Consider the following 26,683-nt stretch of genomic DNA (forward strand, 5'->3'; position numbering starts at 1 on the left):
CTATCCCTGTTGAACCGCGGCGGTGATGACCTCCGCTCCGAGCCGTGTAAGGCAGGAGCGTGCCGATTCGCCAGCCCGTTTCCTCTGCCGCACCAGCGCCTCGAGGCGTTCCATCGCGGATCTTATCGTTTTCTCTTCGATGTAGGCATTCGGCGCGGCCGAGGCAGGACCATTTACGACAAGGCCATAGCCTATTGGCGCAGCCGTGATCGTCAGCGCCGATGAGGAGGGTTTGGCGCACCCTTTTGCACAGCCGGAGACGTGGACGGTCAGCGAGCCATCGAGAAGCGAGGGCGCGGCGTCGATCACCGCTTGCGCGACCGCCCGTGTATCAATCAAAGCCGAAGCACAGGCGCCGATACCGGCGCAGGCGGCAATGTCATTGCGCGGATCGCCCGGAAAGGCCCTGAGGCCATGACCGAGCGCCAGTGCCTGTGCGGCGGCGACCCGGTCAGCAACGATCCCCAGAACCATCAACCCATGATCGGGCGCGAGGCGGATTTCCGTTGCCCCGAAAATTTGTAGCGCCTCAAGGAATATTCGAAGGTCCCGCGAGCGGATTTGACCGAAGGCCAAACCAACGCCCAACGCCGCACGATCTGCGCCAAGGTTGTGGATTCCGGCGGAATTCGGCGCGGGCTCCACTCGCTCGACTGCATCGAGATCGGCCATCGAAGCGAGGCTGGCCCGCAACGTGGCGGCATCGATATCCCGGGCACGCGCACTGACGCCCGTCGCGGCAAGGGTTTTCAGAATGGTCAGGACGGCCGCAAGGACCGCCGATTCGTCCAGAAAAGCGACCCGCCGGGACGTCGCTTCCGTGCCAGCAAGAGCCAGCTGCCACAGCGTCTTTCCTCCGACGCAAACGGCACGCAGGCGGATATCGGCGGTTACCCCACCGAGATGCAGGTGCCCACCACCATCGACGGTGATCGACAATTTCGGCGCAAGGGTAAGCGGCGGCCGGTGTTCGGCAACCGCGGCCCGGAGTTGTGCAGCGAGAGGCAGGGGATTGACGATCTCGGAGGGGTCCAACCCCGCCAGAGGCGGCGTTTCGATTGCGAGCCCTTCGGCAACTCCGATCCCGGCATCTGCAATTTTCGAGGCGAGGAGCGGCACCGTCGCCGCCGTCAGACCGCGGATTTGCAGATTCCCTCGCGCCGTGACTTCGAGGATACCGTTTCCGCAGATCTCGGCGGCATCGGCTACCGCGATCAATTCACCCAGCGCAAAGCCAGGCTTTGCCGGGCGCAGGCGCACGAGAAGGCCGTCACCCGTCACCATCGGCGTTGCCAGCGACGGACAAGCGCCGCGACGCATCGAGGATCGATGTCCGGCCGGATTCTCAACTGATACAGCACAGATCGTCATCGCGGTTGGCCGGTCATCTCCCGTTTCATCAAAGACGCGGCCCAGATCGCCGCGGTTCCGTCCATATAGCATTCTACAACAGGGACAAACCAGCCGCCATGCGATGCGGCGGACAACGGGGTGGACCGTGCCGGCCGCTATTCCTCGAAATCCCTGCCTTTTTGCAGGAGATAGATATCCATGATCCAGCCGTGGCGCGCCCGTGCTTCGGCCCTCGTTCTTAGAATATCGTCCCGTACGTCGGCGAGCCGGCCGGAGATGACGATTTCCTGCGCCGTGCCGAGATAGGCGCCCCAATAGATCCGCGCATCCGGATCCTCGATCGTCATGAAGGCTTGCTCGCCATCCAGCATGACGACCGCCGTCTCGGTTTTCTCCGGAAAGCTCTCGGCAAGCCGGCGTCCCGTGGTGATCTCCACCGGCTTGCCAACGAGATTGAGCGGTATCCGGTGGCTGGCGGCGAGCGCCTGGATGCTGGTGATGCCGGGAATGACCGAATAGTCGAACGTCACTGTGCCCAGGGCGCGAACCCGCTCGATGATGCGGATCGTACTGTCATAGAGCATTGGATCGCCCCAGACGAGGAAGGCGCCGGCCTGGCCGTCCTTCAGCTCGTCGAGCAGCAGCCGTTCATAGGCCGTGGCGATTGCTGCATGCCACTGGTCGACACTCTGGTGATAGGAGCGCTCTGCAGTCTGACGGACGGGAACCGCGAACTCGACGACGCGGCCTTGCGGCCGCGTGACATAACGCGAAACGATATCGCGGCGGATATCGGCAAGCTGCGCCTTTGCCGCGCCCTTCGTGGGGATGAACAAAACGTCGACGCTGTTCAGCGCGTTGATCGCCTGAATGGTCATATGTTCCGGATTGCCGGTGCCGATACCCACGATCAGAACGTTTTTCATGCCCAAGCCCTTGTCACGCCGCGTCCGTCTTTGGCCGATTGACCGAACTGAGGCAAGGCTGCGCAAGCGCCTTACCACCTGAACTGAGCTTAAGTATCCGATTAAACACAATAAATATTTTCGAGAAACACAGCGCAAAATGTGGCAATATCCAGCAAGTTCCATTAAGAACGCGAAAAATTCATATATTTAGCGCAAAAAAGCCGGAAAAGACCGCGCAAAAGCATGTTCCTGACGCGACCGACCCACGGGTCATGCGACTTTAATTGTGGCACACTGGTGCATTCCATTGAGGCGGCAGCCGTCTCGCGAGGACCTCTACAGTGAAACATTCGAAAAGTACCCAGAGCATTACCGATCCTATTCAGGCCTTGCGCGACTGCAAGATGGCCTTCGTCGGCGTGTTCATTGCGAGCGCTCTTGTCAATATTCTTTACCTGACGGGCTCCTTCTTCATGCTGGAGGTCTATGATCGGGTACTACCCAGCCGAAGCATCCCGACCCTTGTCGCGCTCTGCTTGCTGGCCCTGTTGCTCTATGCTTTCCAGGGCGCCTTCGAAATGGTGCGCGGCCGCATGTTCGTGCGCATTGCCGGCGCGCTCGATGAAGCCATGAGTGGCCGCATCTATCGCGCCGTGGTCCAGGCTCCGTTGAAATTGCGCACACAGGGCGACGGCCTGCAGGCATTGCGTGATTTCGACCAGATCCGCTCCTTCCTGTCGGGATCAGGCCCGGCAGCTTTCCTCGATCTGCCCTGGTTGCCGCTTTATATCGCCATCTGCTTCATGTTCCATTACTGGATCGGTATCGTCGCGGTCGGCGGCTCGATCATCCTGATCACGCTCACGTTCTTGACCAATCGCGGCACCCAGGCGCCCTCCAAAAGAGCATCGGAGGCCGGCAACCAGCGCAACGCCTTCGCTCAGTCCTCGCAGCGCAACGCCGAAGTCATGCAGGCCATGGGCATGCTCGGCCGCATGTCGCAGCTCTGGGACGTGCGAAACAGCAACTACCGGGAACAGAACCGCGAGACGTCCGACGTCGGCAATGGCTATGGCGCGCTCTCCAAGGTGTCCCGCATGGCGCTGCAATCCGCAGTTCTCGCCACCGGCGCCGTTCTGGTCATCGAGGGCTCGGCTTCTCCGGGCATCATCATCGCAGGTTCAATCCTGACGGCACGCGCCCTCGCCCCGGTCGAACTGGCGATCGGCAACTGGCGCAGCTTCGTTTCCGCCATGCAAAGCCGGCAAAGGCTGAAGGATCTGCTGACCGCTCTGCCGGAGCGCGACGCCCCGCTGGAACTGCCCGTGCCGAAGGAAAAGCTGAGCGCCGAAAATCTTGCCGGCGGCCCGCCAGGGGCGCAGCGCCTGACCTTCGCCGAAGTCAATTTCGTGGTGAAGGCCGGCAGCGCGCTCGGCGTCATCGGCCCAAGTGCTTCGGGCAAGTCATCGCTCGCGCGCGCTCTGATCGGCATCTGGCCATCCTATCGCGGCTCTGTCCGGCTTGACGGTGCTGCGCTCGACCAGTGGGATACTGACAGGCTCGGCCGGTATGTCGGCTATCTGCCGCAGGATGTCGAACTGTTCGCCGGCACCGTGGCGCAGAACATTGCGCGTTTTGCAGACGACGCGTCAGCCGGGGCAGTCGTTTCCGCGGCCCGGGCCGCGCGCGTCCACGATCTCATCCTGAAACTGCCGAACGGCTACGAAACCGAGATCGGCGAAAGTGGCGCAGCGCTTTCGGCCGGCCAGCGCCAGCGTATCGCACTGGCACGCGCGCTCTACGGCGACCCCTTCCTGGTGGTTCTCGACGAGCCCAACTCCAACCTCGACGCCGAGGGCGAACAGGCACTCACCGACGCGATTATGAGCGCGCGCGCCCGCGGCGGGATCGTCGTCGTCGTCGCCCACCGGCCGAGCGCGCTTGCAGCCGCCGATATGGTGTTGATGATGAACGAAGGACGGATGCAGGCCTTCGGGCCGAGAGACGAAGTGCTTGCGCAGATCCTGCGCAAACAAAACCGCCCGCCGCAAATTGCCGGCTCCACCTCACTGAAAATCGTGGGTGAAGAACAGGAGTCCGCGTCGTGACCGATATCTCCATGGAAACAAAACCGGTGAACTCCCGCCGCTCGCTTGCCCGGCACATGACCGCCGTCTCGATCCTTGCCCTCGCCCTCGTCGTCGGCGTTGGCGGCTGGGCGGCAACGACCGAACTGTCGAGCGCGATCGTCGCTTCCGGCACCGTCGTGGTCGAGAACAACGTCAAGAAAATCCAGCACCTGACCGGCGGCATCGTCGGCGAGGTATTGGTGAAGGAAGGCGATAGCGTCAAGGCCGGGCAGACCCTGATCAAGCTCGATGGCACGACCGTTCGCGCCAACCTGTCGATCGTGCAGAACACCCTGGCGCAGCTTTATGCCCGCCGCGCCCGCCTGCTGGCCGAACAGACCGGCGCCGACGAATTCACCATCCCGGAAGACCTGAACGCGCTCACATCAGGCTCAAGCACACCTGCCGCCCTTCTCGAAGAAAGTGAACGCAAGCTCTTCATCAGCCGCAAGAACGCGCTTGTCGGCATGAAAAGCCAGCTCGCATCGCGCAAGGGCCAGCTGGCCGACGAAACCAAGGGCCTGACGGTTCAGCTGGCTGCCATCGAGGATGCGCTGAAGCTGATCGAGGAGGAACTGTCGGGTCTCGACAAGCTCTATGGCCAGGGCCTGGTTTCCATGCAGCGGCTGACCGAGCTCAAGCGTAACCGCGCCCAGCTGGAAGGCGACCGCGGTGCGCGCATCGCCTCCCGGGCGCAGGCCGCCGGCAAATCCAGCGAGATCGACCTGCAGATCCTGCAGCTCGACGAAGACCGCCACACCGAGAACGCCAAGGAACTGACCGACGTCGAGGGTAAGATCGCCGAATACGAAGACCGCCGCATCGCCGCCATCGATCAGTTGAAGCGCCTCGATATCGCCTCGCCGCTGGACGGACGGATCTACCAGCTCGCCGTGCATTCGGTGAACGGCGTCATCAATCCCGGTGAGGTGCTGATGCTCGTCGTCCCTGGCGCAGACGGCCTGACGGTCGAGGCCAAGATCGCCACGCACGACATCGACCAGATACGCTTGGGACAGCCGGTTGAAATCCGCTTCAGTGCCTTCAACCAGCGCACCACACCGATCGTAGAGGCGGAAGTCGTGACCATCGCGCCGGACATTGTCACCGACCAGCGCACCGGCGCCACATATTACCCGCTGCGCATCAAGCCCAAGCCGGAAAGCCTCGCTCAACTGAAGGGATTGTCGCTCTATCCGGGCATGCCCTCGGAGGTCTTCATCAAGATCGCCGACCGCACCGTGATATCCTACCTCGCAAAACCACTGACCGAACAACTACAGCATACATTCCGCGAGGATTGAGCTGCCCTGCAACACGCGCGGCGCCACGTCGCGCGTGTTGCAGGAAAACGCTGATTGGAAACATTCCTTGCTGCCCTGCAAAAATGGCGTGGCCGCGCGCCACCCGGCAGGTGTAAGACCGTTCTGATGACTTCGAAGCGAACCGGCTACATCTTCGTCCTGCTTGCGATCTCGATTTTCTCGATCCAGGACGCGATTTCCAAGCATTTGGGCGGCCTCTATCCACCCGTCCTGATCACGATGATCCGCTACTGGGCCTTCGCGGCCTTTGCCATCGCGTTGGCATCACGAACGCAGGGCGGTCTTTCGGCGGCGGCAAAAACGAAGCGGCCGGTCCTGCAGATCTTGCGTGGCGTCCTGCTTGCCTTCCAGATCGTCGTCGTCATTTTTTCGTTTTCCACGGTCGGCCTTGCACATTCGCAGGCAATCTTCTCCTCGGGACCCCTGTTTGTAGCACTTCTCTCCATGCCGCTTCTAGGTGAGCGCGTCGGCTGGCGGCGGTGGACGGCCATCATCATCGGATTGCTCGGCGTTCTCCTCATCCTGAACCCGGGCGGCGGCAGCTTCGACCTCAAGCTTCTGATCCCGATCTCGTCATCGCTGATCTTCGCGATCTACGTGATCTCGACGCGGCTGGTCAGCCGCGTCGATACTGCCATGACGAGCTTTTTCTACACGGGTGTCGCCGGTGCCGTGGCGATCACGGCCGTCGGCCCTTTCTACTGGACGGCGCTTGCACCACAGGACTGGGTCTGGATGCTGCTGCTCTGCATCACCGGAACGACCAGCCACTTTTTCCTGATCAAGGCCTATGAACTGCTCGACGCCGCCGAGGTCCAGCCGCTCACCTATTTGCAACTCGTCTTCGCCTCGATCATCGGCGTCGTCATATTCGGCGAAACGATCGGGCTCAATGTGATTGCCGGATCGGCTATCGTCGTCTGCGCGGGGATTTTTACCGTCTGGCGCGAAAGCGTTGTCGCCCGGCGGAAAGCCAAACCACCGGAGCCGCCGTCCTCTCAGACGCTGACCTGAGCCTGCACTTCGGGATTGGCCGGCAGAGCCCAGTCGATGGGCTCGCGCCCATTCGTAGCGAGGAAATCGTTGGCCTTGGAAAAGGGTTTGCTGCCGAAGAACCCGTTATGGGCCGACAGCGGCGATGGGTGCGGCGAGCGGAGCACGAGATGGCGCGACCGATCGACGAAGGCGGCCTTCTTCTGTGCATAGGATCCCCACAGGATGAAGACGACCGGATGCTCCTGCTCGTTGATCGCGCGGATGATCGCATCGGTGAACCGTTCCCAGCCCTTGCCCTGATGGGACGCCGCGATCGCGCGCTCGACCGTCAATACGCTGTTGAGCAACAGCACCCCCTGGCGCGCCCAGCCTTCGAGAAAACCGTGGCGGGCGGGCGGAATGCCGAGGTCGCTCTGCAGTTCCTTGTAGATATTCACCAGCGACGGCGGCAACCGCACGCCGGGTTTGACGCTGAAGGACAACCCATGCGCCTGCCCCTCCCCGTGATAGGGATCCTGCCCGAGAATGACGACCCGCACCGTCTCGAGCGGCGTAAGGTCCAAGGCTCGGAAATACTCCGGTCCCTTGGGGAAAATCTGTTTGCCGTCACGTTTTTCCTGAAGGAGGAACGCCTTCAGCTCGGCCATGTAGGGGCTGGAGAATTCCGGCACCAGGACCGCTTTCCAGCTTTTCTCGAGCGTCACATTCGATTCCATCGCGTTTTCCGGCCTCTCCATTCCCGTCCGTCGGACGCGCCGAATTTAACGCCGGAATGATCCATGGCAAGCATGAACGTCGAGAAGCGGCGAATGAGTTTCAATATATTTGCTGAAATATAATGCTAGCCAATCGCGCTACACCGTTATATCTACAGGAATATCTCGAACCGATGGGGAAACGCATGCATACTGAACGTCGAAGCCTGCTGAAATTTGTTGCAGCCACCGTCGCCGCTCTCTGGATCAGCGGAATGCCGCTGCTGCAACCGGCGGCCGCGGCCGAAAAAGTTACCGTCTTTGCTGCCGCCAGCCTGAAGAACGCTCTCGATGCCGTCAACGGCGAGTGGCAGAAGGAAGCCGGCAGGGAAACGACCGTCTCCTATGCGGCGAGCTCGGCGCTCGCCAAGCAGATCGAGGCCGGCGCGCCGGCCGATGTCTTCATCTCCGCCGATCTGGCCTGGATGGACTACGTCGCCGAAAAGAAACTGATCAAGGACGACACGCGCGCCAACCTGCTCGGCAACCGCATCGTTCTGGTGACCGGCAGCCAAGACGCCGCTCCCGTTGATATCAAGCAGGACTTCGACCTGAAGGGCCTGCTTGGCGAGGAGAAACTTGCTATGGGCGCCGTCGATTCCGTTCCTGCCGGCAAGTACGGCAAGGCCGCGCTCGAAAAGCTCGGCGTCTGGTCGTCCGTTGAAAAGAATGTGGCCGGTGCCGAAAACGTCCGGGCAGCGCTTCTCTTGGTTTCCAAGGGCGAAGCACCCTATGGCATCGTCTACAAGACGGATGCCGCCGCCGACAAAGGCGTGAAGATTGCCGGCACTTTCCCCGAAGACAGCCATCCGCCGATCGTCTACCCGATTGCCATCACAGCCGAGAGCAAGAACCCGGACGCCGCTGCTTATGTCGATTTCATCAAATCGGCCAAAGCTGCAGCTCTCTTCGAAGCGCAGGGCTTTACCATCCTGAAATAAGGATAGAACGCGCTCTATCCGCCAAGGGATAGAGCGCCTATCGTCTGCCGGCAAGGACGGGAGCACGGCATTTGGACTGGCTGGTTTTGAGCGACGCGGAGTGGACGGCGATCCGCCTCAGTCTGCGCGTCTCGTTTGTCGCCATGTTCGCCAGCCTGCCCTTGGCGATCGGCATTGCCATGATCCTGGCGCGGGGTCGCTTCTGGGGGAAATCCATCCTCAATGGCATCGTTCACCTTCCCCTGGTCCTGCCACCGGTCGTGACCGGTTTTCTTCTGCTCGTCCTGTTCGGAAAACGTGGGCCGATCGGTGCGTTTCTCGCCGAATACACAGGCCTTGTCTTTTCCTTCCGCTGGACGGGGGCGGCGCTTGCCTGCGCCATCATGGCCTTCCCGCTGATGGTGCGCAGCATCCGGCTGTCGATCGAGGCGGTCGACCGCAGACTTGAGCAGGCGGCCGCAACGCTGGGAGCCGGCCCTGCCTGGGTTTTCCTGACGGTCACGCTACCCCTCGTCCTGCCCGGCATCATCGCCGGCATGATCCTCGCTTTTGCCAAGGCGATGGGGGAGTTCGGCGCGACGATCACCTTTGTTTCCAATATCCCCGGCGAAACCCAGACGCTTTCCTCGGCGATCTATACCTTTACGCAGGTCCCCGGCGGCGACGCCGGCGCGTTTCGCCTGACCATCTTTTCCATCGTCATATCCATGGCGGCGCTGATGGTCTCGGAAGTCCTGGCAAACCTCGCGGCGAAGAAGGTGGACGTCGCATGAGCCTTGAGGTCGACATTCGCCATCGCCTTGGCGCGTTCTCCATCGAGGCCGCGTTCTCCGCGGATAGGGGCGTGACAGCGCTCTTCGGTCGCTCCGGATCGGGCAAGACCTCGCTGATCAACGCCATTGCCGGCTTGCTGCATCCCGATCGCGGGTGGCTCGCGTTCAACGGCGACGTTCTGGTCGATAGCGAGACCCGTGTTTTTGTGCCGCCGCACAGGCGGCGCTTCGGCTATGTCTTTCAGGAAGCACGGCTTTTCCCGCATTTGAGCGTGCGACACAATCTCGGCTATGGACGCTGGTTCGCACGGAGCGGTCATGAGGGACCGAATTTCGATCGCATCGTCGATCTGCTCGGTGTCGGCCCACTTCTGGACAGAGCACCGGCAAATCTATCGGGCGGCGAAAAACAGCGCATCGCCATCGGCCGGGCGCTGCTCTCCAACCCGCGCCTGCTTTTGATGGACGAACCACTGGCCGCACTCGACGACGAGCGGAAGGCGGAAATCCTGCCTTATCTGGAACGGCTGCGGGACGAAACGGAAATTCCGATCATCTATGTCAGCCACTCGGTCGCCGAAGTCGCGCGGTTGGCCAACAGGGTGATCGTGCTCGAAAGCGGCCGGATCAGCGCGTCCGGGGAGGCCGCAACGATCCTGAGCACACCCTCATCAGCGGTCAGCCGCCGCGAAGCGGGGGTGCTGGTCGAAGGTATTGTCGACCAAACGGACGCCGAGCATCAAATCACGGTCATTCGCGCAGGCGGCGTGCAGATCCGGGTGCCGCATCTGGATGCACCGCCGAAAAAGGCTGTCCGGCTGCAGATCGCAGCCCGCGACGTCATGCTGGCCACCAGCCGGCCCGAGGGCCTGAGCGCGCTCAACATCCTGCCGGGCACAATCGTGGGGATCGGCGAAGCGGGACAGGGCATGGTGGATGTGCGTCTGGATTGCGGCGGCGTGACGATCGTTTCCCGGGTAACCACGCTGTCACGCGACCTGCTCGGCCTGCAGGTTGGCAAGCCGGTTCATGCCGTCATCAAGAGTGTTGCGCTGGATCTGTGACCGGTGCGTCAGCCGGCATCGCATGGGGATTGCGGTTACTCTCCAGCCATGTCAATTCTGCCGAAAGCGCCGCCTCGGCCTTTTCCTCCATCGCCCGGAAAGTGTGGATCAATTCTTCGCCGAAAGGCGTGACGACCGCGCCGCCGCCCTGCTTTCCGCCGCGCTGCGACAAGACCGCATCCTGTTTGAACATGCCGTTGAGGGCGCTCACCAGCAACCAGGCCCGCCGATAGGACATGTCCATCGCCCTGCCCGCCGCGGAAATCGAGCCGGTCTCGCGAATGTGTTCCAGCAACGCAATCTTGCCCCGGCCCAGTCGCTCAGCATGAGGAAAATCGATCCTCAGAACGGGTTTGAGACCGGTGTTTTCTTTTGGTGTCATGCGATTGCTGCGTGCCTTCTCTGGATCAGCAGAGACTATAGCGCTCGTCTGCAGATGTATAGCAGCAGCGCGCCCTGCAAGGACGGCAGGTCGCGCGGGACTACAGGCTCATGCCGCCGTCGATGACGTGCACCTGGCCCGTCGTGTAGTTGGAAACATCGCTGCCGAGATAGACGGCAAGCGCTGCGATTTCCTCCGGCTGACCGATGCGGCCCATCGGCTGGCGGGCGATGAAGGCGGCGCGTGCTTCCTCGTAGTTCCCTTGCGCCTTCATGCGATCCTCGAGTGAGGGCGATTGCACCGTGCCGGGCGCGATCGCGTTGCAGCGTATGCCCTGTTTGATATAGTCGAGGGCGATCGACTTGGTGAGGCCGATCACCGCCGCCTTGCTGGCCGAATAGGTGAAGCGGTTCGGCACGCCCATGGGGACGCCGGCCACCGACGACATGTTGATGATCGAACCGCCACCGTTTTCGATCATGCCCGGCAGGAAGGCGCGGATGAGCCGGAACATCGACTTGACGTTGAGATCGAAGGCGAAATCATAGTCCCGCTCGCTGGCCTCGAGGATCGTACCGGCGTGGACGACACCGGCGCAGTTGAACAGGACGTCTATGGTTCCGGTCTCCGCCGCAAAGGCAGAGATCGCATCCGCATTCATGACATCGAGTTTCGCGACGTTCATGCCAAGGGCGGAAAGCTCGGCCAGTTTTTCCTCGTTGATGTCGGTCGCCGTGACGATCGCGCCTTCCCGCTGGAATGCATCGGCCGCTGCGCGGCCGATGCCTTGCGCTGCCGCCGTGATCACGGCGCGTTTGCCGGCCAGAAGTCCACCCATGTCATTCCTCCCTGTCGCGGCTATGGTCCGCATCCGTTTGCCGACAAAAAACATCGCGGGGTCCCCGCTTGTCAAGGGTAGGAAACGTATTTTTATACAGAAAAAACTAAACTCGGTGTGATCTGGCTTCAGACCCTCAAGCCCGTCTCGCTGTCAAAGACATGCACATCTCCGGGGCGGATCGATACATCGATGACGTCACCGGCTCTGACCGGCCTACGGGTGGTATCGACAATCGTCACCTCAGTCGCAGTCGAAGTGGTGATATAGGTCGCAGAGCCGGTGGTCTCGACGATCCCGACCGGTAGGCGGAAGACGCCCTGCCCCGGTTCGACGAAATGCAGATGCTCCGGCCGAAGCCCCGCTGTCACCTTGCGGCCGGGCTGGAGCTGGCGATCGAGCGCAATGGTCTGCTTTTCGCCGACATCGACCTCCAGCGAGCGGCCATCCTCGCCGACCGTCGCAGGCACGAAGTTCATCGCCGGCGAGCCGATGAAGCCGGCGACGAACTTATTGGCTGGCCGGTCATAGAGCTCCAGCGGCGCGCCCTGCTGCTCGATCACGCCGTCCTTCATCACCACCACATGGTCGGCCATCGTCATCGCCTCGATCTGGTCATGCGTGACATAGACGGAAGTGGCGTGCAGCCGGTCGTGCAAAGTGCGGATTTCCTTGCGCATATGGACCCGCAACGCCGCATCGAGATTGGACAGCGGCTCGTCGAACAGGAAGGCCTTGGGATGGCGGATGATAGCGCGGCTCATGGCGACGCGCTGGCGCTGGCCGCCGGAGAGCTCACGTGGATAGCGTCCGAGAAGATGCGAAAGCCCAGTCGTGGCGGCGACTTCCTCTGCCGCCTTCTTGGCCTCGGCCTTGGCGACACCGCGAATGCGCAGGCTGTAGGTGAGGTTCTGCTCGACCGTCATGTGCGGGTAGAGCGCGTAGGACTGGAACACCATGGCGATGTCGCGCTTGCGCGGCGGCACCTTGTTCATCAGTTCACCGGCGATCTTCAAGTCGCCCGTCGAAATGCTCTCAAGCCCAGCCAGCGAACGCAGCAACGTGGACTTGCCGCAGCCGGAGGGGCCGACGAGCGCGACGAAGCTGCCCTTCTCGATGCTGAGATCGATATTCTTCAGCGCGTGGAAGGCACCGTAATATTTGTTGACGCCCGAGAGTTCGATCTGCTTGGTCATTTGATGGCTCCCGAGGTAAGGCCGGAGACGATGCGCCGCTGCAGCAGCACGAAGATGGCGAGAATGGGGGTCACGTAGATCGTGGCGTAGGCCATGATGTTGTTCCATTCGTTGGTATTCGGCCCCATGAAGGAATTGAGCCCGACGCTGGCGGGCTGAAGTTCCACCGCCTGGATGATCGACTTCGAATAGACGAACTCGCCGAAGGCCTGCATGAAGATCAGGATGGCGCTGACGAGAATGCCGTTGCGGGCGAGCGGCAGCACGATGTTGAAGAAAGCGCCCACACGCGAGTTGCCATCGACCAGCGCCGCCTCCTCCAGTTCCATCGGCACGGCCATGAAGGTGGCGCGCACCAACACCACGAAGAACGGCATGCTCTTGGCGGCAATGGCGATGATCACGGCAAGACGGGGATATTCCAGCATGCCGATCTGCGAAAAACCGACGAAGATCGGTGTGATCATCAAGGAGGCCGGCAGGACCTGCAGCATGAGGATCAGAAACAGGCCAATGTCGACCCAGACATTGCGGTAGCGCGCCAGCACATAGGCACAGCCGACGCCAAGCACCGTGATCAGCACCACGGCTCCGGAGGCGATGACCAGCGAGTTCCAGAGATAGCGCCCCATGCCCCGGCTTTCCCAGACATGAGAATAGGTGCTCCACTGCGGCACGGACGGCCAGAAGGTCGGCGGCGTGGCGAACATCTCGGAACCGCTTTTAAGCGCGGTGATGTACATCCAATAGAGCGGAAAGAGATAGATCGCCGCCATGATGATGGCGATCACGAACATCAAGCGGTTGCGGGCAGTATCGCTCATCCGCGCACCTCATGGCGTGTCGAGCGGACATAGACGACCGAGGCGATCATGACGAAGATGATCATCAGGACGGAAATCGTCGCGCCCTTGGCAAAGTCATACTGCCGGAAGGACTGCTCCCAGGCCCAGTATTGCGTGACGTTGGACGAATTGTTCGGCCCGCCCGAGGTGATGGCGGCAAAAAGGTCGAACTGCTGCAGCGTGAAGATCAGGCCGAGCGCGATGATGGCGCCGATGGTGGAGCGCATCATCGGCAGGGTGATCGTCCAGAAGCGCTGCCAGGCGTTTGCCCCATCGAGCTCGGCAGCCTCGTAGAGGTCGGTGGGGATGCCCGAAAGGCCGACCGAGAGCAGGATCATGTTGAACGAGGTGCCGAGCCAGATGTTGGCCAGGATCACCGCATAGAGCGAATAGTTCGGATCGGAGCGCCAGAAAATATTGCCGGAGATGATGCCGCTTTCTTTGAGTATGAAGTTCAGAACGCCGAAATCCCCCGAGAGTATCCAGTTCCAGATGGCCCCGACGACGAGACCCGGCATGACCCAGGACACAAGAAACAGGCCACGCAGCCAGGAGGCGCCGGGAAAGTTGACCCAGAAGAACAGCGCCAGCCCGAAGCCGACCAGGAATTGCCCGGCGATCGAACCGACGACGAAGATCGCCGTATTGGCAAGAATCGGCAATGTTTCCGGCTGGGCGAAAAGATCGCGATAGTTCTTGAAACCGACAAAGGGGCGCATCAGCGTGCCAAGGCTGAACATGTCAACCTCTTGAAAGCTCATCAGGACGTTGTAGATGAGCGGCAGGCCCGCCATCAGGAACAAAAAACCGAGCGGGAAGGCGACCAGCACGATATCGAAACCGCGCCCGTCCCTGATGCTGGAAAGGAGCCTCTTCATGGGGCCTCCGATGCTCCGAACGGGGCTGCCAAGCGCTTGAGCGGATGACAACCCCTTCCGGGAGGAAATGCTGGATGGCGGAAGGGAAGCCATCCGGTTTGTCCCCTTCTCCCCAGCCGGGAGAAGGTGGCCTCCCCGGGACTTGCCTTCGGCAAGCCCGAGGACAGTCTGCGGGCCGGATGAGGGGGAGTGCGGCATAGGCTATCCTCGATTATGCTCGGGGCATTCGCGTGTGCTGACGCTCCCCCCTCATCGCCTCGCTCTGCTCGGCTCTTCTCCCGCTGGGAGAAGAGGAACAAGAGCCGCTTCAGCGTCTATAAGATCAGCCCAAGACAGCCTTGATCTTCTCGGCAGCCTGATCAAGCGCGTCCTTCGGGCTTGCCTGACCGGTCAGGGCGGCCTGAATGGCATCCTGGATCGCCTTGGAGATCTTCGGCCATTCCGGGTGCGGGCCGCGCGGCTTGGCGTATTTCAACTGCTCGAGGAAGACCTTGAGGGCCGCGTCCTTGAGCGGCTGGCCGGTTTCGGGGATGGAGATGTCGGAACGGGCCGGAAGCTGGCCATAGTTCTTGAACATCTTGTCGTCCTGCGAAGCGAAGAATTCAAGCGCCTTGAAGGCTTCCTGCGGATGCTTGGAGGAAGCGAAGATAGCCCAGTTGAAGTCGCCCATGGCCGAGGAGCGTTCGGCGCCGTCCTTTGGCACTGGAAGCAGCGTCACACCCCAGTCGAACTTCGCTTCCTGGGACATGCGGTCGAGTTCCCACGGCCCGGAAATCGCCATGGCGGCATTGCCGGAATTGAAGGTACCGGTCGAATCCCACTGGCCGCGCGTCAGCGTGTCGGGCGAGGCGAGCTTCTCGTCGATGATCGTCTTCCAGATTTCGAGCGCCTTCACCGCGCCTTCGGCATTGATGTTCTCGTAGCTGCCACCGCCCATCTGCGCCCAGGGCAGGAACTGGAACGTGCCCTCCTCGTTGGCCTTGGCCGAGAACGCGAGACCATAGACGTTGGCGGCCGGATCGGTCAGCTTGCGCGCAGCCTCGACCAGCTCGTCCCAGGTCTGTGGCGGCTTGTTGGGATCAAGGCCCTTCGCCTTGAACATGTCCTTGTTGTAGTAGAGCGCGATCGTGTTGGTCGCCTTCGGCACGCCGTAATACTTGCCGTCCCACTCGACCGACTTCAGCGGGCCGGGGAAGTAGTTTTCCGGCTTGATCACCGTCGATTTCGAAACCATGTCGGTGAGATCAAGGAAGGCGCCGTGCGACGAAAACAGCGCATGCTCCGGATTGTCGACGGCGATGATGTCGGGCGCCTGGCCGGTGGCGTAGGCACGCATGGCTTCGGTGACGACATCATCGAACTGGATAAGCCGATATTCGATCTTGATGCCGTTGTTCTGGGCGTTGAATTCCTTGATCAGGTTCGGCGCCGGCTGAATGTCCCGGTCCAGAGACCAGAGTGTCAGGGTGACGTCTTCCGCCTTGGCGGACAACCCAAACAGCGACACGCCTGCAAGCGCCAGCGCACCGATGACTGCATATTTGCGGATACCCATAGTTTCCTCCTGTTGGTTACCCTTTGCGGCCGCCATCCTCCATGCCGGCCTTCTTCAGTCCATGTCAGTCCTTTCAGACCTGCCTGACTGGTCAGGCAGCATCGACGACGAAATCGCCGCCCCGGCACGTCTTCAGATGGTTGAGGCCGTGAACCTGGCCGGTCATTTCCAGTGCATCGCGATAGACCGGGTCGTGCCAGCCCTCGATGTCGATGGAGCCGGACCAGCCGGCAAGCCGCAGCTCGGAAATCACGTCCGTCCAGTTGGTGTCGCCGAAGCCCGGCGTGCGCATGAACACGAACTTTTCCTTGCCGAAAATGCCGTGCTCGCGAATGACGTCCCAGCGGATGGTCGCGTCCTTGCCATGCACGTGGAAAATCTTGTGTGCCCATTTGCGGATCTGTGGCAGCGGGTCGATCAGATAGACCATCTGGTGGCAGGGCTCCCATTCAAGGCCGATATGATCGTCCGGCGTCTCGTTGAAGATGAGCTCCCAGGCATCCGGATTGTGGGCGATGTTCCAGTCGCCGGTCGCCCAGTTGCCGTCCATGGCGCAATTCTCAAACGCGATCTTCACGCCCTTGTCGGCGGCGCGCCTGGCAAGTTCGCTCCAGATTTCCTTGTAGCGCGGCAGGCTATCGGTCAGCGGTTTATTACGGATACGTCCCGTAAAGCCGGCGACGCAAGTGGCGCCGAAATGGTGGGCGTTGTCGATGCAATCCTTCCAACCCTGCAGCGTGTCGCGGTCGATGTCCGTCGTCTCCAGCGGATTGCCGAACATGCCGAGCGTCGAGATGGTGATGTCGCGATCGCCGATCGCCTCGACGCAGCGCTTGCCGAGTTCGGCGAGATCCTGGCCGTTGGTCGTCTGCCAGAAGAAGGGCTCGAAGCTCTCGAAGCCCATGTCGGCGATCTGGCCGATGCGGTCGGCAGCCTTGCCGCCGGATGCGCTGATCATGGTGCCGATGCGAATGGCTTTTGCCGGATTGCTCATCAAAAGATCCTGTTCATAGGGTCACGCGCTGCCGGGTGCGGGCGCTTTCGATCGCCGCAAACACCATGGCAAGGCTGTTGATATTGTCATTGCTCGCCGTTTCGGGCTGGCGGCCGGTTTTGATGGCAGCAAGGAAATCGGCGATGACGCTGGCATGGCCATGGGTCTCTCCCTCATTGGCGGGCTCAGGTACCGGAATGGCATCGACCGGTCGAAGGAAGCCTTCCGTTCCCGCCACCCTGCGCGCCTGGAAATCCTCGGCGCCGTCCCAGAGCAGCGTGCCCTTCGTGCCGATGATCCGCCACTGACTTTCCCAGCTGGTATTGGCACCTTCGGCACACCAGGAGCCGCGATAGGTAAAGGTCACGTCATCCTTGAATTCGAAGATCGCATTGGCCGCGGCACCATGCGCATACCACGAGCCGCGCGGGTTGCTTTCGTGGCAATAGACGGCAACCGGCACCTTGTCGGCGACGAAGCGGGCGGCGTCGAACGTGTGGATCGCCATGTCGAGCAAAAGCACATTGTCCATCTCTTCGCGAAAACCGCCAAAATGCGCGCCGATGAAGAAATCGCAGTGGATGGCAGTGAGTTCGCCGAGCACGCCGCTTTCGACAAGCCGGCGGATGCGGCGAGTGCCCGATATGAAGCGACGGTTCTGGACGATGGCATGGACTTTTCCGGCGGCAGCGGCCTGGGCGATCATCGCCCGCCCCTCCTCGATCGAGGACGCCATCGGCTTCTCGCTCAGGACATGGCATCCATGCGCCAGAGCGGTCGCGACGACGTCGTGACGGGCGGCGGGAATAACGACGTCGAAAACCATGTCTGCCGAGGTTTCTGCAAGGACGGCCGCCAGGTCGCGACCGATGACGGCATCGATCAGACCAAACTCTTCGGCAAGCGCCTTTGCTGCCATCGGGTTGACATCAACGAGGCCGATGACATCAACCGCGGCTCTGATTTCAGGGGTGTCCGCGATCGCTTTCAGCCAGCCTTTGGCCATAGCTCCGCATCCGCACAAAACTGCACGCAAAATGGGATTCTCCTCCATAAAGTCTACGGTTTTCGCTCCTTTTCGATCACCGTAAACGTTTACGGTACTATGAACGAATTTTGAAACGTGTCAATAGATGGACATCGGGCACACCGAAATCGCACGTTGAAAGCGGCTGGAATGACGGGCATACGCAGGCTTGCACAACATCTGGACATTTCCATCGGAACCGTGTCGCGGGCGCTGAACGGGCGGCCGGACGTGAACGAGGAAACGCGCAAAAGAGTGCTCGAAGCCGCAGCCGAACTCGGCTATGTACCGAACCAGTCCGGCCGCAGCCTGCGCCAGGGCACAACCAATATCATCGGCTTCATGATGCAGACCGGAGCCGAGATCACCGGTCAGGGCGACACCTTCTTCATGAGCGTGTTCGACGGCGTGCAGACCGTTTTTGCGCGCCATCATCTCGATCTCGTCGCACTCCTCTGCTCGTCGCAGGAAGACCCGGACGACTATCTCCGGCGCGTCGTCGCCCGCGGGTTCGCTGATGGTCTCATCCTCTCCGCGACCCAGCGGCACGATCCCCGCCTTGAGTTCCTGGCCAAGCGCAAAATTCCGTTCGCCACGCTCGGGCGCAGTCTCACTGACGTCGGCCAGCCCTGGCTCGATCTTGATTTCGAAGGCATGGCGCAAACCTCGATCGACAGGCTGGTGGCGAAGGGCCACCGCCGGATCGCAGTCACCAGGCCCCATGACGATACAAATCTCGGTTATCTCTTCGTCGACCAGGCCGCCAGCGCGCTTGCAGCGCATGGCCTTTCCCTGGATCCCGACCTCATCTTCCGCTCGACGCCCAATGAGACGGGCGGCTATCAGATCGCCCGCGATCTGCTCTCGAAGGAGGACAGACCGACCGCAATCGTGCTGGTCAACGAAACCAATGCAATCGGGTTCTACCGCGGATTGAACGAAGCCGGTCTGAAGCCGGGGCGCGATATTGCCATTATCGGACGTCACAGCCCGCAGTCGCATTTTCTGTCGCCGAGCCTCACCGGCTTTGCCCTGTCGCGACGCGATCTCGGCATCGCGCTCGCCGAAACGCTGCTCGCGACGATGCCGGCCTTCAGCCATTTCTACCCGAATGCGGAACTACGGAAGATCTGGCGGGAGGAGCTGATTGAAGGCGAAAGCGACGCCTTCACATTACCTCATGGTTGATCGGCGCCAGAGCCGGTATCGCAGTTATTCTTCGCGGCTTGAACACCGGCAATATCCGGTGCAAATCGGACAGGCTCTCCTCTGACACTGGAAAAACAGCCCACATGCCCGGACCGACACTCGACCCGATTGAAACCGATCACATCCTGCCGAAGAAGGCCGGCGTCGTCGTCATCGGCGGTGGCATTATCGGGACAAGCACCGCGCTATTCCTTGCCGAGCGTGGCATCGATGTGGTGCTGTGCGAAAAGGGCGTTCTCGGCGGCGAGCAGTCCAGCCGCAACTGGGGCTGGGTCCGCGTCATGGGCCGCGACCGGCGGGAGATACCGCTGGCGATCGAATCCCTGAAAATCTGGGATGGATTGGACGCACGCGTCGGCAGCCAGACCGGGTTTCGCCGTTCGGGGATTATCTATATCTCGGAGAACGAGACGGACATCGCCAACCGCGATGCCTGGTTGAAACTTGCTCAGGCCCACGGGCTCGACACGCGCCAGATCGGCCCCGACGAGACGGCGGCGGTGATGCTGGACTCCGCACGGCGATACAATGGCGCGCTTTACACGCCAAGTGATGGCCGCGCAGAACCGCAAAAGGCAGTGCCGGCGATTGCGATGGGCGCGCGCCGGGCCGGCGCCCGCATCGTGACAGGCTGCGCCGTGCGCGGCATCGAAAAAAGCGCCGGCCGCATCAGCGCCGTCATCACCGAGAAGGGCCACATCGAAACTTCCGCCGTCGTGCTTGCCGGAGGCGCCTGGTCGCGTCTGTTTTGCAAGGGACTTGGCATCCGGCTGCCGCAACTGAAAGTGCGCAACTCGGTTCTGCGCACCAGCGCGGTGAACCGAGGGCCGGATGGCGCGGGTGCCACCGCGACCTTTGCCTATCGGAAACGGCTGGACGGCGGCTATACCATCGCCAATGGCGGCATCAACATGCATGCGCTGGTGCCGGACAGTTTCGCCTTCTTCCGCGATTTCCAACCCGCCAGGAAGGCCGAGGGCGAGGCGGTGCAACTCGGTCTCAGCGCACGAAGCTGGCAGGAACTGTTCGAAATCCCCACCGTCCCCCTCGACCGGCCCGGCGCCTTCGAACGGCACCGGATTCTCGACCCGAAACCGGACGGCAGATCCGCCTTGAACGCGCTGCGGGCCGCCACGGAAGCCCTACCGGTGCTGCGCGATGCGAAAGTGGAGCAGATTTGGGCTGGCCTGATCGATGTGACGCCGGATGCGGTGCCGGTTATCTCAAAGCTCGACAGCCTTCCCGGGCTGGTTATTGCAACCGGCTTCTCTGGCCACGGCTTCGGTATCGGCCCAGGCGCAGGGCATCTCGCTGCTGATCTGGCCACCGGCAACACGCCAATCGTTGATCCGGCCCCCTTCGGCTTCACGCGCTTTTCCGATGGAACGCCGATCGAAATCGCGCCGCCAGTCTGATTACCAGCGCAAAGATGCGGTCAGAACCGGCGCATCCCAAAGCGCTGTCAGACGCTCGTCCAATATGGTGACGGTAATGGAGACACCGGCCATATCGAGTGACGTGACATAGGTCCCGACAAGGCTGCGAGCGATGGTCACGTCCTGCCCTTCGAAAAAGGTCCGAGCAAGACCGAAGACCAGATAGAGTTCAGACAGCGGCGTTCCGCCAAGGCCGTTGACGAACAGCAGGACCGATCGTCCATCGAGCGAACCGAAGTCTTTAAGAATATGTCCGCAGATCAGATCGACGATCGCCGATGCATCTTTCATCTGGTCGCGCGAGCGGCCGGGCTCCCCATGGATGCCGACGCCGACTTCCATCTCGTTCGGCCCCAGCACGAAGGTTTCGCGCGTCGTCTGCGGCACCGTCGTACCCTTGAGCGCCACGCCCATCGTCCGCGTCGCGGCAACGACGGCATCGCCGAGCGCTTTCAACTCTTGCAGATCGGCACCGACTTGGGCGGCAGCACCGACAATTTTCTCGACAACGAGCGTGCCCGCGACACCGCGTCGGCCCGTCCCCCGCGCCGATCGCTCGACCGCGATATCGTCGTTGACGATGATCGTCTCGATGCGATGTGCTCCGCCAGCCATCGCCATTTCGGCTGCCATCTCGAAATTCATCACGTCGCCATCGTAATTCTTGACGATCAGCAGCGTGCCTGCGCCGCTGTCCGTTTCGCCGATCGCCCCTAAAATCTGGTCGGGCGTCGGCGAGGTGAAGACATATCCAGTGCAGGCAGCATCCAGCATGCCTTGACCGACAAAGCCGGTGTGCATCGGTTCATGGCCAGCGCCACCCCCGGAAATGATCGCGACCTTGCCCGGCGTCAGCACCCGGCGGCGGACGTGCTTTTTCCCTTCGCCGAACAGAACGATATCGCCATGCGCGGCAACGAACCCCTCCAGACAATCCTGCGCCAGCGTCCCGGCGCCGTTCATGAATTTTTTCATCTTCCACTCCCCGCAGCAATGCTATCCGAGCGGGGCGAATATTCCAGTGGCGTTGTGAGCACGATGCGAAGGGCAACCGAATGAGAGAGCAACTCAGTCTCCCTCGCCGGAAAGAAGGACGATCCTCTGGATGAAATCCTGGACAGCCTCGTCAAGCATCCGGTTCTTCCGCTCGTCACCGAAATCGGCGACCATCAGCGTCAATTGCCGGAGGCCGCCGGCATTGCCGAGATCAGGCAGCTTGCCCGGATGCGCCACCTGATAGGCTTCGAGGAAGCGGTCCTGCTCGACCTTGCCGACATGGCAGACCTGGAAGATCGTCGCCAGGTGCCGTGCCGGCAGCGGTGTCGCATAGCCCGGGCTGGTGATCTGCGTGACGAAGCTGCGATGTTTGCCGAGCGCCGCCGCGAGACGCTGGCGCGTCCCGGATGGCCGGTTGTCGATGATTGCGGCGAGGATGGCCTTGTACGCGGTGATGGCATCTTCGCTTACGTCGCGTGCCATGTCAGCCTTCCATCCTTGCCTGCGCCAGCACGGCCTTTACGGCAGGCAACTGCGATGGAGCAACGGAAATCTGCAGTATGCCACTCGCGATCAGCGACGGCAGCAATGCCGGGTTACCGGCCAGGTCGCCGCAGATACCGATCGGTTTGTCCATGTCATGCGCGATCCTTACCGTCTGTGCGATCAGCCTTAGCAGGACAGGGGTTGCCTGATCGTACAGGTTCGCAACGGAAACGCTATCACGCGCGGAAGCGGTCAGAAATTGCGCCAGGTCATTGGTGCCGAGCGAGAAGAAGTCGGCCGCTTCGAACGTGTCAAGCATCATCGCTGCGGCCGGAACCTCGACCATCATGCCGATATCGGGAACGCCTATGTCGATGTTCCGCTGGACCAGACCCGCCGCTTCCTCCTCGAAAATCCGGCGCGTGTCCTCAACCTCCTTGGGGAAAGTAACCATCGGCAACAGGACCTTCATCGGCCCCAATGCCGCAGCCCGTAAAAGCGCGCGGGCCTGGATTCTGAGCATCGCCGGCATCGCCAGAAGCAGGCGGATCCCGCGCATTCCGAGAAAAGGATTGCGCTCCTCGACAGCGAACCCACCGAGCGGCTTGTCTCCGCCAAGATCGAAAAGACGGATAGTGACCGGCTTGCCGGCGGCCCAATCCAACATTTCGACATAGAGATGGAACTGCTTTTCCTCATTCGCCAGATCCGCGGCCGACGACAGGAGAAACTCCGTTCGCAACAGCCCGATGCCATTGCAGACACTCGAGTCGAGGCTATGAATCTCGGCGATGTCGCTGATATTGACCAAAACCTCCAAGCGGCACGCTGGAAGACTGGCAGGGGATGGAGGCGCGAATCGGGCCGGCGTCTGCGGTGCCGTTTTTTCTCCCATCGCTGCGACCGCAATATCGGCACCGCTTGGATGTACGACGACGAGACCGGTGCCGCCATCAACCAGAACCGGGACCTCGGACTCGATGGCGAGGCCGCCGACACCGACGACCATCGGCACGCCTTTGGCGCGGGCAAGCAGCGCCACATGGCTTGCCGTGCTTCCGGCTGCAAGCGCAATGCCGCCGCCCCCCGTCCAGTCATGGGCGAGAAAAAGACTGGGCGCCATGTCCTTGCCGACGAAAACAGATCCCTTGGGAAAGTCGGCAGGCGGCCTGCCTTCGAGGATGCGAAGAACCCGATCACGGATATCGATGACATCGACGGCCCGCGCCCGAATATCGCCGTCTTCCGACTGCTCGAACCCGGCAATATATTCCTCGAGAGCCGTCACCCAGGCGAGCGCCGCATTTTGTCCCTCGGCGATATACTCGGCCGCCATGTCGCCGATCACCGGGTCGCGCAACATCTCGACCTGGAACTCGAGGATGTTCGCGCTCGACCGATCGGTCCGCACCATCAAGTCTTCAAGGGAACTGGCGGCCTCGCCAATCGCACTTCTGAGAAGATCGAATTCCAGCGAAGGCGACACGCCGCCGTCGACGGGGTTCCACGGTTCCGAAGGCACGTGCGCCGGGCCAATCGCATGCCCTTGGCCATTGCCTTGACCCTGCAGCCTAAGCGCCCCGGACATGCGGTCGTTCCTCCCCGAGATCGTTGACGAACAGAGCTTCGAGAACCGAGATCGCTTCATCGGCCCTCAAGCCATGTGCCCTGATCCTGAGTGTCGATCCCTTGCGGATGCGCGCGCCCATGACCTTGACAATGCTCTTGGCATTGAGCCAAAGGCCCGAGCGATTGACCTCGATCTCGATCACGCAGGGAAAGGATTTGGCAAGCCGGGTAAAGGTCACCGAGGGCCGCGCATGCAGGCCGACGCCGTGAGTGATCAGCAGCTCGACGGAGGCATGACCGTCCACCGAACCCGTTCCTCCATAGGCGCCATACCGCTTGTCCGTCATGACGGGGAAAGCTCCTGCGCTGTCGCCACCACCTTTGCCAGCGATGCCCCGCCGGAGGCTTCCGCCGCGGCGATCACGGCCCCTTCGACGATTGGCGCATTGCAGATGACGATGCGTGCCGCCCGCACCTTGCCGATCATTTCGATCGCCATTTCACTGTTGGTTTCCGCCCCGCCAAGATCGACGAAGATCGCCACTCCGGCGTCCGACCAAGCCTCCTCGATCGCTTTGAGAATCGTACCCGGGTCGGTGCCCAGACCACCGGCCGGATTGCCGCCGCACCAGGCGAGCGGCACGCTGTCACCGACCATCTGCCGCACCATGTCGGCAGCGCCTCTTGCCACAAGCGGCGAATGGGAGACAATGACGATGCCGACATTCTCATTCCTGCTCGTCATGCCGCACCTGCCTGTGCCAGTTCACGGCAGACGGTCTTGCAAAGAAGCGCGCAGCTGGCGGCACCCGGGTCCATATGCCCGACCGACCGCTCGCCGAGGAACGAGGCGCGCCCGCGCATGGCCTTCATGTCGATGGTCCTATCGGCAAAACCCTGAGCTTTTTCCGCAAGGTTCTGAAGAGGCGTGTCGCCCATCATCGCCTCGCTAACTGGGTAAAGAACGTCGAGCAGGGTTTTCTCTCCGGGGGACGATTTTCCGCGCCGCGCGACGGCGGCGACGGACTGTTGAAAGACATCTGGGAATTTTGCTGGCGGCGGTTCGGCGGCCAGGCCCTTGCCGATCTCCAGCAGCAGCGTGCCATAGAGCGGTCCGGCCGCGCCGCCGATGCTCATCACGAGGATCGTGCCGGCGGCAATCATCGCTTCGGAGACGGACATTGCGGCAAGCTGCTGGCTCTCCGCCGCCAGAGCCTCCAGCCCGCGCCGCATATTGGTGCCATGATCGCCGTCGCCGATCGCACGATCGAGGTCGCATAGATGGGTTTCGTGTTCCGCAACCACATTCCGGCAGGCGTCGATCACCCGGCGGATCAGGGCCGCTTGATCGATGGCAGATTTCGGCTCGCGGACAAGGATCATGCGGGCTCCAGGATACCGGCGACAGCCGCAAAAACCTCGGCCACGGCATGCGCACCCGGATCCATCACGCCGTCGAGATCGCTCTCGCCGATATAGGCGGACCGGCCGGCCTTCGCCTTGCGCATCACCTTGGTGGCTTCGGCCCCCTTGCGCGCCGCATCGGCTGCAGCGCGGATACCGCCCGCTGCCATTGCATGAAGCGCCGGAGACAGCGCATCGACCATGGTGCGATCACCGGGATGGGCGCCGCCGTAGAAGGTCATGCGATCGAGCCCGGCGAGCAGGGACGCAGCAAGGTCCCCCCCGTCCCCGCTCGCCTTGCCCGCCGCCGTAAAGAAGATCGACAGGAGGACGCCGCTGGAACCACCCATCGCCGTCGCCAGCGCATCGCCGATAACGGCAAAAAGTGCTGCCCTGTCGGCAAGGGGCAGACTGCTCGTTTGCGCCAGGATGCTGCGGGCACCGGTAGCAACCGTCGATCCGGTATCACCATCGCCCGCCTTGGCATCCAGCCGGTTCAACTCCGGCTCAAGCGAAATCAGCCGGTCGCAGATGGCGGCGAGCACGCGCTCGGCCCCTGCATCATGGCTTGCCACAGCCGTTGCCGCCAGGCTTTCGGCCTTCGGGGCAGGCAGGGTCGCAACGGAATGCGGCACGACCGCCGGCAGCCACGCATGGGGCGCGACATCGGACAGGAGAGCGACTTCACGCGCAGGGTCGAGCCGGATCAGCGACAAGGAGAAGCCGTTCATGTTCAGGGCCGTCATCATCGGTCCCGGCCCGATCGCAAGGGCAATCCGGCCTGCAAACGGAGAGGAGAGCACCGCGTTGGCGATCAGCGACATTTCCACGGGCGGAACCGCACCGAGATTGTTGATGAGAAGCGCATACCGCCCATCTGGCTTCATCGCCGCCGACAGGCGTTCCGTCATGACCCCGACGATGCTGTCGGCCTGCTGGACGGTTATCTTTTCCACCCCCGGCTCGCCATGAATGCCGAGGCCAAGCTCGCCCTGGTTCTCACCCAGGCGATCCTCATAGGGCCGGCCGGGTATGGAGCAGGAGGAATAGGAGACGCCGAGCGAGACGATATCGGCGGCGGCGGCCTTCGCGGCGGCGGCGACGGAGGCGAGGCTCTCGCCGCTTTCGGCCAGATGACCGGCAATCTTGTGAACGAAGAGCGTGCCGGCGACGCCACGCGGCTGGTTGATCTCTGGCAGCGCGATATCGTCGGCGACGATAACCATCTCGACGTCGAAACCTTCGGCGCGCGCCTTTTCCGCCGCCAGGCCGAAGTTCAGCCGGTCGCCGGTATAGTTCTTGACGACCAGCAGGCAGCCCGGCTTGCCGGTCACCGCCCGGATCGCGGTCAAAACGGCATCGACGCTGGGAGACGCAAAAATCTCGCCCGAAACAGCGGCGGTCAACATGCCTTTTCCGACGAAGCCCGCATGGGATGGCTCATGCCCAGCTCCCCCGCCGGAAATGACGGCGACGCGGGACTTGTCCCAGTCGGCGCGCACGATCACCTTGATATCGGGATAGCTGTCGAGACGGGCAAGCGTTCCGGGCGCGGCGGTCCGCAACAGACCGTCGAGAGCCTCGGTGACGATGTTTTCCCTGCGGTTGAAGAAATGTTTCATGG

26 protein-coding genes are annotated in these 26,683 nt (G+C 61.9%); 8 read left to right on the plus strand and 18 right to left on the minus strand.

Annotation, left to right across the window (positions count from 1 at the left end; translation table 11 throughout):
* Together cobG and cobF are read right to left on the minus strand one after the other, a co-directional pair.
* Positions 1-1,371 (minus strand): precorrin-3B synthase, encoded by a 1,371-nt coding sequence (cobG, locus tag WI754_RS02080; RefSeq protein ID WP_349435992.1) that lies wholly within the window; start codon positions 1,369-1,371, stop codon positions 1-3.
* A gap of 137 nt (positions 1,372-1,508) precedes the next feature.
* Positions 1,509-2,279, minus strand: a complete 771-nt coding sequence (gene cobF / locus WI754_RS02085; RefSeq protein ID WP_349435993.1) for a precorrin-6A synthase (deacetylating) — start codon at positions 2,277-2,279, stop codon at positions 1,509-1,511.
* A 386-nt stretch (positions 2,280-2,665) separates the two neighbouring features.
* Here cobF and WI754_RS02090 point away from each other — a divergent pair, with 386 nt between their 5' ends.
* The 3 genes from WI754_RS02090 (at position 2,666) to WI754_RS02100 (ending at position 6,729) form a co-directional block, all read left to right on the plus strand.
* Positions 2,666-4,369, plus strand: a complete 1,704-nt coding sequence (locus WI754_RS02090) for a type I secretion system permease/ATPase (RefSeq protein WP_349437695.1) — start codon at positions 2,666-2,668, stop codon at positions 4,367-4,369.
* A gap of 11 nt (positions 4,370-4,380) precedes the next feature.
* Entirely contained in the window at positions 4,381-5,694 is a 1,314-nt protein-coding gene (locus WI754_RS02095) for an HlyD family type I secretion periplasmic adaptor subunit (RefSeq protein WP_349437696.1), read from the plus strand.
* Positions 5,695-5,820: 126 nt separating this feature from the next.
* Positions 5,821-6,729: a DMT family transporter gene (locus WI754_RS02100; protein ID WP_349435994.1), complete on the plus strand. Its 909-nt coding sequence runs from the start codon at positions 5,821-5,823 to the stop codon at positions 6,727-6,729.
* On the opposite strand, the gene ung is transcribed toward WI754_RS02100, so the two are convergent.
* Positions 6,714-7,427, minus strand: a complete 714-nt coding sequence (gene ung, locus WI754_RS02105) for a uracil-DNA glycosylase (RefSeq protein ID WP_349435995.1) — start codon at positions 7,425-7,427, stop codon at positions 6,714-6,716. The genes WI754_RS02100 and ung overlap by 16 nt on opposite strands.
* A gap of 185 nt (positions 7,428-7,612) precedes the next feature.
* Here ung and modA point away from each other — a divergent pair, with 185 nt between their 5' ends.
* From modA to modC, 3 genes are all read left to right on the plus strand, one after another.
* Positions 7,613-8,407: a molybdate ABC transporter substrate-binding protein gene (modA, locus tag WI754_RS02110; RefSeq protein ID WP_349435996.1), complete on the plus strand. Its 795-nt coding sequence runs from the start codon at positions 7,613-7,615 to the stop codon at positions 8,405-8,407.
* Positions 8,408-8,478: 71 nt separating this feature from the next.
* Positions 8,479-9,180, plus strand: coding sequence for a molybdate ABC transporter permease subunit (gene modB / locus WI754_RS02115; protein WP_349435997.1), 702 nt, complete (start codon positions 8,479-8,481; stop codon positions 9,178-9,180).
* A complete protein-coding gene (modC, locus tag WI754_RS02120; RefSeq protein ID WP_349435998.1) occupies positions 9,177-10,244 on the plus strand; it encodes a molybdenum ABC transporter ATP-binding protein in 1,068 nt (355 codons plus the stop codon). Before modB ends, modC begins: the two co-directional genes overlap by 4 nt.
* Here modC and WI754_RS02125 read toward each other — a convergent pair.
* The 8 genes from WI754_RS02125 to WI754_RS02160 all read right to left on the minus strand — a co-directional run bounded on the left by WI754_RS02125 (position 10,219) and on the right by WI754_RS02160 (position 17,938).
* Entirely contained in the window at positions 10,219-10,626 is a 408-nt protein-coding gene (locus WI754_RS02125) for a winged helix-turn-helix domain-containing protein (protein ID WP_349435999.1), read from the minus strand. The two genes, modC and WI754_RS02125, sit on opposite strands and share 26 nt — an antisense overlap.
* A 100-nt stretch (positions 10,627-10,726) precedes the next feature.
* On the minus strand, positions 10,727-11,464 hold the full coding sequence (locus WI754_RS02130; RefSeq protein ID WP_349436000.1) for an SDR family oxidoreductase: 738 nt from the start codon (positions 11,462-11,464) through the stop codon (positions 10,727-10,729).
* A gap of 128 nt (positions 11,465-11,592) precedes the next feature.
* Positions 11,593-12,660, minus strand: a complete 1,068-nt coding sequence (gene ugpC, locus WI754_RS02135) for a sn-glycerol-3-phosphate ABC transporter ATP-binding protein UgpC (RefSeq protein ID WP_349436001.1) — start codon at positions 12,658-12,660, stop codon at positions 11,593-11,595.
* Positions 12,657-13,484, minus strand: coding sequence for a carbohydrate ABC transporter permease (locus WI754_RS02140; RefSeq protein WP_349436002.1), 828 nt, complete (start codon positions 13,482-13,484; stop codon positions 12,657-12,659). Before WI754_RS02140 ends, ugpC begins: the two co-directional genes overlap by 4 nt.
* Complete coding sequence (locus WI754_RS02145; protein ID WP_349436003.1) at positions 13,481-14,383, minus strand: sugar ABC transporter permease; 903 nt, start codon at positions 14,381-14,383, stop codon at positions 13,481-13,483. The genes WI754_RS02140 and WI754_RS02145 overlap by 4 nt, the downstream gene beginning before the upstream one ends.
* A gap of 322 nt (positions 14,384-14,705) precedes the next feature.
* Positions 14,706-15,938, minus strand: a complete 1,233-nt coding sequence (locus tag WI754_RS02150; protein ID WP_349436004.1) for a sugar ABC transporter substrate-binding protein — start codon at positions 15,936-15,938, stop codon at positions 14,706-14,708.
* A gap of 91 nt (positions 15,939-16,029) precedes the next feature.
* The gene (locus tag WI754_RS02155; protein ID WP_349436005.1) at positions 16,030-16,932 is read right to left on the minus strand and encodes a sugar phosphate isomerase/epimerase; all 903 of its coding nucleotides are present in this window, start codon (positions 16,930-16,932) and stop codon (positions 16,030-16,032) included.
* 13 nt (positions 16,933-16,945) lie between these two features.
* The gene (locus WI754_RS02160) at positions 16,946-17,938 is read right to left on the minus strand and encodes a Gfo/Idh/MocA family oxidoreductase (protein ID WP_349436006.1); all 993 of its coding nucleotides are present in this window, start codon (positions 17,936-17,938) and stop codon (positions 16,946-16,948) included.
* Between the two features lie 171 nt (positions 17,939-18,109).
* On the opposite strand from WI754_RS02160, the gene WI754_RS02165 reads away from it, so the two are divergent.
* Both WI754_RS02165 and WI754_RS02170 read left to right on the plus strand, forming a co-directional pair.
* On the plus strand, positions 18,110-19,147 hold the full coding sequence (locus WI754_RS02165; RefSeq protein WP_349436007.1) for a LacI family DNA-binding transcriptional regulator: 1,038 nt from the start codon (positions 18,110-18,112) through the stop codon (positions 19,145-19,147).
* Between the two features lie 104 nt (positions 19,148-19,251).
* Positions 19,252-20,583 carry an FAD-binding oxidoreductase gene (locus WI754_RS02170; RefSeq protein ID WP_349436008.1) on the plus strand — a complete coding sequence of 444 codons (1,332 nt, stop codon included), beginning with the start codon at positions 19,252-19,254 and terminating at the stop codon, positions 20,581-20,583.
* Here the strand turns inward: WI754_RS02170 and dhaK are convergent, their stop codons facing one another.
* From dhaK to WI754_RS02205, 7 genes are all read right to left on the minus strand, one after another.
* On the minus strand, positions 20,584-21,579 hold the full coding sequence (dhaK, locus tag WI754_RS02175; protein ID WP_349436009.1) for a dihydroxyacetone kinase subunit DhaK: 996 nt from the start codon (positions 21,577-21,579) through the stop codon (positions 20,584-20,586).
* A 93-nt stretch (positions 21,580-21,672) separates the two neighbouring features.
* On the minus strand, positions 21,673-22,083 hold the full coding sequence (locus tag WI754_RS02180; RefSeq protein ID WP_349436010.1) for a hypothetical protein: 411 nt from the start codon (positions 22,081-22,083) through the stop codon (positions 21,673-21,675).
* 1 nt (position 22,084) lies between these two features.
* Positions 22,085-23,674 (minus strand): putative PEP-binding protein, encoded by a 1,590-nt coding sequence (locus tag WI754_RS02185; RefSeq protein ID WP_349436011.1) that lies wholly within the window; start codon positions 23,672-23,674, stop codon positions 22,085-22,087.
* Positions 23,658-24,002, minus strand: a complete 345-nt coding sequence (locus WI754_RS02190; RefSeq protein WP_349436012.1) for an HPr family phosphocarrier protein — start codon at positions 24,000-24,002, stop codon at positions 23,658-23,660. The genes WI754_RS02185 and WI754_RS02190 overlap by 17 nt, the downstream gene beginning before the upstream one ends.
* Positions 23,999-24,400: a dihydroxyacetone kinase phosphoryl donor subunit DhaM gene (gene dhaM / locus WI754_RS02195; protein WP_349436013.1), complete on the minus strand. Its 402-nt coding sequence runs from the start codon at positions 24,398-24,400 to the stop codon at positions 23,999-24,001. The genes WI754_RS02190 and dhaM overlap by 4 nt, the downstream gene beginning before the upstream one ends.
* Positions 24,397-25,038 carry a dihydroxyacetone kinase subunit DhaL gene (gene dhaL, locus WI754_RS02200; RefSeq protein WP_349436014.1) on the minus strand — a complete coding sequence of 214 codons (642 nt, stop codon included), beginning with the start codon at positions 25,036-25,038 and terminating at the stop codon, positions 24,397-24,399. Before dhaL ends, dhaM begins: the two co-directional genes overlap by 4 nt.
* Entirely contained in the window at positions 25,035-26,681 is a 1,647-nt protein-coding gene (locus tag WI754_RS02205; RefSeq protein WP_349436015.1) for a dihydroxyacetone kinase subunit DhaK, read from the minus strand. The genes dhaL and WI754_RS02205 overlap by 4 nt, the downstream gene beginning before the upstream one ends.
* Positions 26,682-26,683 lie beyond the last annotated feature (2 nt).

This window comes from Pararhizobium sp. A13 (assembly GCF_040126305.1).
Taxonomy (GTDB): Bacteria; Pseudomonadota; Alphaproteobacteria; order Rhizobiales; family Rhizobiaceae; genus Pararhizobium.

Bases quoted from the DNA above. Each gene is read 5' to 3' on its own strand.
- cobG (WP_349435992.1), bottom strand. From the start codon at position 1,371: ATGACGATCTGTGCTGTATCAGTTGAGAATCCGGCCGGACATCGATCC.
- cobF (WP_349435993.1), bottom strand. From the start codon at position 2,279: ATGAAAAACGTTCTGATCGTGGGTATCGGCACCGGCAATCCGGAACAT.
- WI754_RS02090 (WP_349437695.1), top strand. From the start codon at position 2,666: ATGGCCTTCGTCGGCGTGTTCATTGCGAGCGCTCTTGTCAATATTCTT.
- WI754_RS02095 (WP_349437696.1), top strand. From the start codon at position 4,381: ATGGAAACAAAACCGGTGAACTCCCGCCGCTCGCTTGCCCGGCACATG.
- WI754_RS02100 (WP_349435994.1), top strand. From the start codon at position 5,821: ATGACTTCGAAGCGAACCGGCTACATCTTCGTCCTGCTTGCGATCTCG.
- ung (WP_349435995.1), bottom strand. From the start codon at position 7,427: ATGGAATCGAATGTGACGCTCGAGAAAAGCTGGAAAGCGGTCCTGGTG.
- modA (WP_349435996.1), top strand. From the start codon at position 7,613: ATGCATACTGAACGTCGAAGCCTGCTGAAATTTGTTGCAGCCACCGTC.
- modC (WP_349435998.1), top strand. From the start codon at position 9,177: ATGAGCCTTGAGGTCGACATTCGCCATCGCCTTGGCGCGTTCTCCATC.
- WI754_RS02125 (WP_349435999.1), bottom strand. From the start codon at position 10,626: ATGACACCAAAAGAAAACACCGGTCTCAAACCCGTTCTGAGGATCGAT.
- WI754_RS02130 (WP_349436000.1), bottom strand. From the start codon at position 11,464: ATGGGTGGACTTCTGGCCGGCAAACGCGCCGTGATCACGGCGGCAGCG.
- ugpC (WP_349436001.1), bottom strand. From the start codon at position 12,660: ATGACCAAGCAGATCGAACTCTCGGGCGTCAACAAATATTACGGTGCC.
- WI754_RS02140 (WP_349436002.1), bottom strand. From the start codon at position 13,484: ATGAGCGATACTGCCCGCAACCGCTTGATGTTCGTGATCGCCATCATC.
- WI754_RS02145 (WP_349436003.1), bottom strand. From the start codon at position 14,383: ATGAAGAGGCTCCTTTCCAGCATCAGGGACGGGCGCGGTTTCGATATC.
- WI754_RS02150 (WP_349436004.1), bottom strand. From the start codon at position 15,938: ATGGGTATCCGCAAATATGCAGTCATCGGTGCGCTGGCGCTTGCAGGC.
- WI754_RS02155 (WP_349436005.1), bottom strand. From the start codon at position 16,932: ATGAGCAATCCGGCAAAAGCCATTCGCATCGGCACCATGATCAGCGCA.
- WI754_RS02160 (WP_349436006.1), bottom strand. From the start codon at position 17,938: ATGGCCAAAGGCTGGCTGAAAGCGATCGCGGACACCCCTGAAATCAGA.
- WI754_RS02165 (WP_349436007.1), top strand. From the start codon at position 18,110: ATGACGGGCATACGCAGGCTTGCACAACATCTGGACATTTCCATCGGA.
- WI754_RS02170 (WP_349436008.1), top strand. From the start codon at position 19,252: ATGCCCGGACCGACACTCGACCCGATTGAAACCGATCACATCCTGCCG.
- dhaK (WP_349436009.1), bottom strand. From the start codon at position 21,579: ATGAAAAAATTCATGAACGGCGCCGGGACGCTGGCGCAGGATTGTCTG.
- WI754_RS02180 (WP_349436010.1), bottom strand. From the start codon at position 22,083: ATGGCACGCGACGTAAGCGAAGATGCCATCACCGCGTACAAGGCCATC.
- WI754_RS02185 (WP_349436011.1), bottom strand. From the start codon at position 23,674: ATGTCCGGGGCGCTTAGGCTGCAGGGTCAAGGCAATGGCCAAGGGCAT.
- WI754_RS02190 (WP_349436012.1), bottom strand. From the start codon at position 24,002: ATGACGGACAAGCGGTATGGCGCCTATGGAGGAACGGGTTCGGTGGAC.
- dhaM (WP_349436013.1), bottom strand. From the start codon at position 24,400: ATGACGAGCAGGAATGAGAATGTCGGCATCGTCATTGTCTCCCATTCG.
- dhaL (WP_349436014.1), bottom strand. From the start codon at position 25,038: ATGATCCTTGTCCGCGAGCCGAAATCTGCCATCGATCAAGCGGCCCTG.
- WI754_RS02205 (WP_349436015.1), bottom strand. From the start codon at position 26,681: ATGAAACATTTCTTCAACCGCAGGGAAAACATCGTCACCGAGGCTCTC.